At 63.5% G+C, this 8794-nt stretch carries 7 protein-coding genes; 1 reads left to right on the top strand and 6 read right to left on the bottom strand.

Annotated elements, in window-relative coordinates:
- The 5 genes from VEK15_21845 to VEK15_21825 all read right to left on the bottom strand — a co-directional run.
- On the bottom strand, positions 1–546 hold a 546-nt coding region (locus VEK15_21845), incomplete at its 3' end, for an ankyrin repeat domain-containing protein (protein HXV63358.1).
- A 227-nt stretch (positions 547–773) separates the two neighbouring features.
- Positions 774–2147 carry a DUF1552 domain-containing protein gene (locus tag VEK15_21840; protein HXV63357.1) on the bottom strand — a complete coding sequence of 458 codons (1374 nt, stop codon included), beginning with the start codon at positions 2145–2147 and terminating at the stop codon, positions 774–776.
- 24 nt (positions 2148–2171) lie between these two features.
- The gene (locus tag VEK15_21835) at positions 2172–4598 is read right to left on the bottom strand and encodes a DUF1592 domain-containing protein (GenBank protein ID HXV63356.1); all 2427 of its coding nucleotides are present in this window, start codon (positions 4596–4598) and stop codon (positions 2172–2174) included.
- A gap of 131 nt (positions 4599–4729) precedes the next feature.
- Positions 4730–5446 carry a hypothetical protein gene (locus tag VEK15_21830; GenBank protein HXV63355.1) on the bottom strand — a complete coding sequence of 239 codons (717 nt, stop codon included), beginning with the start codon at positions 5444–5446 and terminating at the stop codon, positions 4730–4732.
- Positions 5447–5548: 102 nt separating this feature from the next.
- On the bottom strand, positions 5549–6736 hold the full coding sequence (locus tag VEK15_21825; GenBank protein ID HXV63354.1) for an MFS transporter: 1188 nt from the start codon (positions 6734–6736) through the stop codon (positions 5549–5551).
- Between the two features lie 41 nt (positions 6737–6777).
- Here VEK15_21825 and VEK15_21820 point away from each other — a divergent pair, with 41 nt between their 5' ends.
- Entirely contained in the window at positions 6778–8682 is a 1905-nt protein-coding gene (locus VEK15_21820; GenBank protein ID HXV63353.1) for an ABC transporter ATP-binding protein, read from the top strand.
- A 6-nt stretch (positions 8683–8688) separates the two neighbouring features.
- On the opposite strand, the gene VEK15_21815 is transcribed toward VEK15_21820, so the two are convergent.
- The coding region (locus tag VEK15_21815) for a formate--tetrahydrofolate ligase (protein HXV63352.1) at positions 8689–8794 on the bottom strand (106 nt) is incomplete at its 5' end.

The following is an 8794-nucleotide window of genomic DNA, read 5'->3' as shown; positions in this document are numbered from 1 at the left end:
GCTGCGATTTCTTGCGGCGGCGAACATCAACGCGGTTCGCCTCTTGTCCGCGTCGGTCGCGTTGACGTCGGCACCGTGATCCAGCAGAACGTTGACCGCATCCGTACTGCCGGAGGCGGCGGCCAACATGAGGGGCGTCGTCCCCGAAGTCGTCGTGGAGTTTGGGTTGGCTCCGGCGGAAACCAGCGTCGCGATCAGGGAAGCGTGGCCGCCTTTACTGGCGAGCAGAAGGGGCGTGTACCCGCCGAGGCGAGTGGTCGCACCGACGTTCGCTCCGGCGTAGAGCAGCACCTCGGCCATCTTGCCGCTGCCGCTCAGGGCAGCCCAATGCAGAGCCGTCATGCCGTCGCCCTGAGCCGAGCTCACGTCCACACCCTGCCGCAACAGCAAGCGGACGGTCTCGAGGTCACCCTGCATGGCCGCGTCGGCAACGGGAGAGCGGCCGGAACCGGGAACATCACCCGGCGCCGCCGCGACCAGCAAAAGGAGGCACGATCCGGCTGCCACCACACGAAAGCCTTTTCCTATGCCCTTTGCTTCCAACATCGTCGCCCTCCGTCGGTACCGCTCGATGCCTTTCTTCTAGTACTCAATGCCGTGGCGGGACCCGTAATCGATCGGGCCGCCACGGCTCGGCCTCTGCGGCGCTTATTCGCACTTCGTGCTCACATCTGATTCCTTCGAAGCAGCCCGATGCGGACGATTCGCGCTGTCGTCGCGGATAGATTTTGGCCACCGCTCGGCAGGCTGGGCTGTGCTTTTTCATCAGCCTGTTAGAGCGCCATCTCGCCGGTGCTGTCCCCGAAGCTTTCGAGCTCCTCGAGTCCGAGACGGCGCAGCAGGGTGAGCATCGCGTTCGCCATCGGTGTCTCATCGGCGGCCTTGAGGTGGAGATTGCCCTTGAACTGGCCGTTCGCATGTCCGGCGAGAAACAGCGGACAACGCTTGTGGTTATGGACATTCGGGTTGCCCATGGGCGAGCCGTAGAGAACGAGCGACTTCTCGAGCAGATTGGAGTCACCCTCGATCGTCTCCTCGAGCCTTCCGAGGAGGTAGGGAATCGTGCTGACGTGGTATCGGTTGATCGCGAAGAACTCCTCGATGCGCTTGGGCTGCTCGCGATGGTGCGAGGAATTATGGAACCCCGTGGTCACTCCGCTCTCGGGGTAGACGCGTCCCGAGCCGTCGCGGCCCATCTTGAACGAGAACACCCGCGTCGTGTCGGACGTGAATGCCGCTGCCATCAGGTCGAACATCAGCTTCACGTGCTCGTCGAAGGAGTCCGGGACCCCGATGGGCGCGCCTGGCAGCTCCCGCGGCTCGCCGCTCTGGTTTCGCTCTTCGATTTTCTGGATACGGCGCTCGATCTCTCGAACGCTCTCGAGATAATCGCTGAGCCGACGACGATCGGAAGGTCCGAGCTCCTTGTTCACTCGCGCGACTTCGTCGCTGATCCAGTCGAGAATGCTGCTGTCGGTTCGCCGGCGGGCGGCGCGCTCTTCCGGGGTCGCACCGGCGCCGAAGAGCTGATCGAAAACGACCCGAGGGTTTCGGACCATGGGCAGGGGATCGTTCTCCGACGCCCAGCTGATCGTGTCCGTATAGACGCAGGAGTAACCGTAGGTGCAGCCGCCCGCCTGATCCACGCTCTCGATCGATAGCTGCATCGAGGGAACGGGCGTGTCCTGTCCGAAGCGGTTGGCGTAGAGCTGTTCCAAGGAGATCCCGGCGCGAACGTCCGATCCTTCGGTCTGCTTCGGGTGACATTGCGTCAGGAACACGGCACTCGATCGGAAATGATCCCCGCCGATCTCCGGCAGCGTGAATGCCTCCGCTTGGCGGACGTCGGTGTTGCTCACGATCGTCAAATGGCTTCGGAATGGCTCTAGCGAGCTCAGTGCGGTCGGAGCCAGGTCGAACTCGCTGCCGTCGGCCGCCGGCGCCCACAGGTTCTTCTCGAGCCCGTACTTGGTGCTGCCCGCGGCCCCATGGACCATCTCGATGCACACCAGACGAGTCGGAACCGACGGGACGTCGCCCCATGCCTTGCGCGCGGGCACCATCGCCTCCAGAAACGGCATCGCCACCGTCGCGCCCATGCCGCGAAGCACCGCGCGGCGGGATATGTGCTTATTGGTGATGACCATTGGGTTGTTCCTCCAAAAAAGAATCTATGGCTCCTCGGTGCTGACGATCGGCTCCACCGTCCTCATCTGGAACGCGGGGCTCTTGGCGACACCCTCGATGAACGAGGACAGCCGGTTCTCCCGTTCGGCCGCCGCGCGGACAATCTGCCGTATCGCCGGCATATCGTAGTACTCGACCCTGCGGCCGAGCCCGTAGGTCATGAGACTCTCGGTGAAGCTCGAGATGATGGTATCCGAATATCTCGAGAGCGCCTGGCGGAGACCCGCGGGACCATGAAGCGTCGTGCCGTCGTAGAGCTCGCCCGATGCGTCGACGGGAGCCCCGTTGTCCTTGATCCGCCACCGTCCCGTCACGTCGAAGTTCTCGAGAGCCAGGCCGAGCGGGTCGATCACGTCGTGACACGATTTGCACGCGGGATCGGCGCGATGCTTCGCCAGGAGCTCTCGGACGGTGAGGCGCTCGCCGCCCTCGACCTCCTTGGTGGCTTCGAGCTCCGGAATGTTCGGTGGCGGCGGTGGGGGCGGCGTTCCCAGCAGAACTTCCAGAATCCACTTTCCCCGCTGAACCGGAGACGTCCGGTCGGCAATGGACGTCAGGGTGAGAATGCTGCCGTGGCCCAGGATGCCCCTCCGGGTGTCGTCATCGAGTCGCACATACTGGAAATCGGCTCCGGTCACATTGGGAATCTCGTAGTGCTCGGCGAGGCGCTCGTTGACGAAGGTGTAGTCTGCGGTCAGCAGGTCGAGCAAGCTGCGGTCTTCGCGGAGCATGTATTCGAAGAACAGCTCCGACTCCCGCCGCATAGCCTCGGCCAGCGTCTGGTCATAATAAGGATAGAGCAACGCATCGGGGTGAATCTTCTCGAGGTCCTGCAATCGCAGCCATTGGGCGAAGAATCGCGTGGCAAGCGACTTCGAGCGTGGATCCCGGAGCATGCGTCGAATCTGTTCCTCGATCACGCCGGGATCGCGAAGAGCTCCATTGCTCGCGATCGCGACGAGCTCCTCGTCCGGGCTAGAGGCCCAGAGGAAAAACGCCAGCCGGGTGGCGAGCTCGAGATCGCTTATGAGGGTGTTCTCGCCCGGCGCCGCTTCTGCCCGCACGCGCTCGAGCCGGAAAACGAAGTGAGGGCTCGCGAGTATCGCTTGCAAGGCCTTTCGGATGCCGGTCTCGAAGTCGCCCTCGTCGCGGCCGGCCTGATAGAAGGACATGAGACCTTCGACGTCGCTCTCGCTCACCGGCCTCCGGTAGGCCTTCGTCGCCAGTTGAGTCACGATCTCGCTCGCGCAGGGAATCTCGTCCTCGGCGGAGACCGGGCGGCAGGTGAATATCCGACGGCGGCTCGGTGTGTCGGAAACCCCGGTCACGTGGTGCGGCCCGTTGATGCTGAAGAAGCGCAGGTGGGGCAGGGTCGTCATGCCGAAGGCCTCACCGACCGTCGTATCGGCGAGCGTGTGGTCGATGGGCGCCATCAGATCGTCGATCGGCCCCACGAATCTCTGGATGAAAGCGGCGGCGATGCGGTGGGGACCGGCCCGGACGGCAATGGGATCCGTCTGCAAGATCAGGCCGTTTTTATCCGACTCCGTCATCAGCGGATCGATGCCCAGAAGAGCCACGCGCTCGCCGTTCACCGAGATCTCGATCTTCTCCTCTTCGTTGGTGAGCCCGAAGAGAAGCCCCGTCGGTGTGCCGTGGAGCTGTACCTTGAAGATATACTCGCCGTCGTCGGGAAAGTTGTGGACGACGGATATCCCGCCCCGCGTTCCCATGGGAGCGCCTTCCACGTGCTGCATCTGCGACGCCGTTCGCGCAAGCTTGTAGGTCGCCTCGGTCGGGCTGGTGTCCGGATCGCCCACCGCGAGACGGCTAATCTGGTCCGCGGCCCGCATATATCCTTCCAGAAGCGTGGCGGACATCGTCTGCACGTCGGCAATGTTGTCGAAACTATGGCTGATGGTGTCCGGCGGCAGAAAGGCCGTGACGTCCACGTCGATTCCCACCAGGTCGTGAACCGAACGCTCGTACTCGGCTCGGTTGAGCCGCTGGAAGGGCCTTCGACCAGTATTGGGGTTCTTCTCATAGGCCTCGTCGATTCGTCTCTCGAGCAGTCCGACGAGAGCGTCGACTTGCTCGTTCTCGGGGTGGGGTGCGTAGGGCGGAGGCATCATGCCCGCTCGCAGCTTGCGGATCATCTTTTCGGCGATCTCCGCATTCTCGACGGCGCGGGCGACGTCGAAACCCTCGAGCGTCAGGCCTCCGGTCAGCGCGGTGTCGTTGTGGCACACGAGGCAGTAGTCCTGCACGACGAAATTCAGCTCTTCGAGGGAAGCCGGGCTCGCTTCCGGCGCCTGCGGGGCCGTCACCGCCGCTCGCACCGGGGCGTCGTCCGCCGTGAGCCAGACGCACAGTAACGTGACGCCCACTACGGCAAAGGCAAACCTCTTCATCGTCTCTCCCCGTCGGTGCCCATGAGGCTCGTCGTGCGGGTACAAGCCCCAAGTGTAACTTGGGGGACATTATACGGCGATCGCTGGTCGGATTTCGAGTAGGCCTGACCACTCGATATCCGAGTGTCGATTCAGTCTGGACGAGATTCGCTCACGATCTCGAAGATCCCGCGCTCGAAGCTCCGGATGAGCGTTCCCATCTTCTCCATGACTTCCTGAAACTCGGCGGTGGCGCCGATCCCTTCGGAATCGCGCCGGCGCGCTTCGAGGTCCGCATAGTCCATCTGCCAGAGAACGCTCGGAAGATCCCCCTGGGAGATTCGGTACAGGACTCGCCCCTCGGGAAAGCCGAGGGAGCCTCGAACCTCGCTCGCATGAATGCGATGGGAGAGGACGTCTTCTTCGCGCTCCGGACTCGGGTAGTAGGCGTTCAGAACGCTAATTCCCGGCACGTCAACGCCATCGTTTCCATCGAATCGCAGCTCCCACAGCGAACGCTCGAAACGCTCTAGCAGCGTCCCCATTCTCGCTCTTACCGCCTCGAAATCCTGGCTTGCGGCGCGGGCGTCCATGTCCCGGTCGTGCCCGGTGACGTCCTCGAACTCGCACTCCCAGATCACGTCGGGGAGCGAATCGGGTCCCTGGATCCGGCGGAGAATGCGCCCTCGGGGAAGACCCAGCCGACCGCGAACGCGGGAGGCCTCGAGCCTCGTCTCGAGGACGTCCTCCTCGCTCCCTTGCTTGGCGTAATACAAGTTCAGGACGACGACGCGGGGCGCGGACGATGCCGCCACAGGGGAGGCAAAGCTCAGCGACAGACAAACGGCGGCAAAAGGATACGGTCTCATCGCCTCGTAGCGTTGACGATCACGCCGTAATGTCATCACGAGCGTCATCGGCAATCAAGCGGCCATGAATCGAGGACCCCTATCGCGATTCCAGCACGAGAGCTAGAACTCTCTAGATGTTAGCCGGGAAGAGGGGACCAGAAGAAGAAGGGTTGCCAAGAGTGCGAGCACGGCGCCAATCCAGAAGGGAGCTGAGGGACCGATGCTTTGCCAGAGAAGCCCGGCGAGTAGGCTTGCGGGAAGTGCCGCGGCTCCGATCACGGCATGGTAGAGGCCGAATGCCGTGCCTCGTTGGTCTTCCGCCGTCACGTCGGCCACGTAGGCGCGTGCGACTCCGTCGGTGAGCCCGTGGTAGCAACCGTAGGCCACGTACAGGGGAACGATATGTTCCGTGCCCTCGGCGAGGGCGAAACCCAGATAGATCACCGCATAGAAGAGCCATCCGGCCACGATCACGCGCCGTCTCCCCAGTCGGTCCGACCACCGTCCGGCGGGCACGGACACGAGAGCGTAGACGAGGTTGAAGCCGGCGAGCATGGCAAGGATTCCGAGAACGGACAAGCCACGCTCTTGAGCCCTCAACACGAGGAAGGCGTCGGCGGAGTTTCCGAGCGTAAACACGGCCACTGCTAGAAGGAAACGCCGAAACTCCCGGTCGAAACCCTCGAGGGTAAGCCTCGGCCGTCGCTTCGGTCGTGAAGCGCCCACTTCCTCGGCGGCGAGCGCCAGAACCAGGACGGCGATTATCGCTGGGATCACGCCCCAGAAGACGAGCGTTTGAAACGTCGTGCGCTCGAGCTCGAGGCCGCCGCGCTGCGTGAGCCATACGACGGCGCCGGCCGCGACGAGACCGACGAAGGCGCCAGCGGTATCCGCGGCGCGGTGGAGCCCGAACGCGAAGCCGCGGTGCTCGGTGGGAATACTCGAGGCCAGAAGGGCATCTCGCGGCGCGGTCCGGATTCCTTTCCCCATGCGGTCGGTGACGCGCACCGCGAGCACGGTCCCCCACGTCATCGCGAAGTAGAGAAAGGGTTTCGCTACCGTCGACAGAGCATAGCCGAGAACCGCAAGCTTCTTTCGATTCGAGTACCTGTCGGAGAGGAACCCCGAGAAGACCTTGAGGAGGCTCGAGAGGCTCTCTCCCGCGCCTTCGATGAGACCGACGACGGTCATTCGGGCGCCGAGGACATTCGAGAGAAACAGGGGCAGGACGTTCCAGATCATCTCGCTGGAAACGTCGGTGAGAAAGCTCGCGACCGACGTGGCCCAGACGTTCCGGTGGAGCTTCACGAAAGGCATCCTTTACTCCGGCACGTTATAGTTGGACCATCATGAGGCTTTCTGGACTGTCCCGACGAGCGGAGCGCACCCGCGGAAGCTCGCGTTCCGTCTCAGGGGGCGACGGCAAGCCGGGTCTTTCCGTCGTCTGGACCGAGGCGAAGGACGTGATCTGGGAGCGAAGATATCGTCTCGCACTCGGGTTCGTGTTGATGCTCATCGGCCGACTCGCCGGGCTCGTACTCCCCGCTTCTTCGAAGTACCTCATCGACGAGGTCATTGCGAACAGCCGGAGTGAGCTGCTCGTCCCCCTCGCCGCGGCGGCGGGGCTGGCCACGTTGATTCAAGCTTCGACCGCCTTCGGTCTCTCGCAGCTTCTCGGTGTCGCCGCCCAGCGCGCGATCACCGAGATGCGCAAGAAGGTGAACCAGCACATCCTACGCCTTCCGATCTCCTACTTCGACTCGGTCAAGAGCGGCGAGCTCATCTCACGCGTCATGACCGATGCCGAGGGCATACGGAACCTGGTGGGGACGGGGCTGGTGCAGTTGTTCGGAGGACTCCTCACCGCGTCGGTCTCGCTCGGCGTCCTGTTCTACCTCAACTGGCGGTTGACGTCCCTGACACTCGTCGTGCTCGCGGCCTTCGGAATCGGGATGGCCTTCGCGTTCACTCGGCTGCGGCCGCTCTTCCGCAAGAGGAGCGAGCTGAATGCCACCGCCACCGGCCGGCTCGGCGAGACCTTCGCCGGCATTCGCATCGTGAAAGCCTACACGGCGGAGAAACGCGAGGCGCGCACCTTCGCTCACAACGTGCACGAGCTCTTCCGAAACGTCGCCAAGTCCGTCACCGCGATTTCCGGAGTCTCGTCGCTCTCGACGATCGTCCTGGGGGCCGTCGGCGTTCTCATGATCGTCGTGGGTGGCCGGGCGATACTCTCGGGGCAGATGACGCTCGGCGACTTCGTCATGTACATCTTCTTCACCGGTCTCGTGGCCGCCCCGCTCGTTCAGATCTCCTCGATCTCCACCCAGCTCAGCGAGGCTTTCGCCGGCCTCGACCGGATTCGCGAGATCCGAAGTCTGGCGACCGAAGACGAGCGGGACCGGGATTGCGACCCCGTCGGCGCGATTCGAGGCGACATAAGCTTCGAGAACGTCGGGTTCGCGTATCGGGAAGGCATACCGGTTCTCGAAAGCATATCGTTCGAAGCGCCCGCGGGCACGACCACCGCTCTGGTTGGATCGAGCGGCTCGGGTAAGAGCACGCTCATCAGCCTCGTCCTCACCTTCAACCGTCCCAGGACCGGCCGGATCCTCGTCGACGGAAGGGACCTGACCAAGCTCAAGCTCCGTGATTACCGGCGGCACGTCGCCGTCGTCCTTCAGGACAACTTCCTTTTCGATGGAACCGTGCGGGAGAACATCGCTTACTCCCGGCCGGAGGCGACCGATGCCGAGATTCGCGGCGTCAGTCGCATCGCCCACTGCGACGAGTTCGTCGAGCGGTTTCCCGAAGGCTATGACACCGTCGTGGGTGAGCGAGGCGTCAAGCTCTCGGGCGGGCAGCGGCAGCGTATCGCCATCGCCCGCGCCATCCTTTCGGATCCCGAGATCCTCGTTCTCGACGAGGCGACGTCGAGCCTCGACAGCGAGAGCGAAGCGATGATCCAGGATGGCCTGCGGTCGCTGAGGAAGGGACGAACGACCTTCGTGATCGCTCATCGCCTGTCCACGATCGTGAGCGCCGATCAGATCCTCGTGCTCGAGGGAGGCAGAATCGTCGAGCGCGGAAGTCACGATGCCCTTCTGGCCATCGGGGGTCGCTATCGAGAGCTCTACGATCGACAGTACCAGATCGAGATGAACCGCTTCGTCAACCCCGGCGAGGATTTCACCCCCGAGCCCGAAGTCGTCCGCCCTTCGAGCCGACGGGTCGGCTCCGCCCGCGATTTGTAACTGGGTCTATTGGAGTCCCTCGATCTGGCCTTCGACGAGATCGATGTCCTCGGCTCGGGGCCGTCGCGGAAGGCCGGGCATCCGCATGATGTCTCCGGTGAGGACCACGAGA

The sequence above is a fragment of the Vicinamibacteria bacterium genome (genome assembly GCA_035620555.1).
GTDB lineage: Bacteria > Acidobacteriota > Vicinamibacteria > Marinacidobacterales > SMYC01 > DASPGQ01.
Note: the sequence above shows the minus strand (reverse complement) of the source record. Positions and strands in the feature narration are given on the sequence as shown.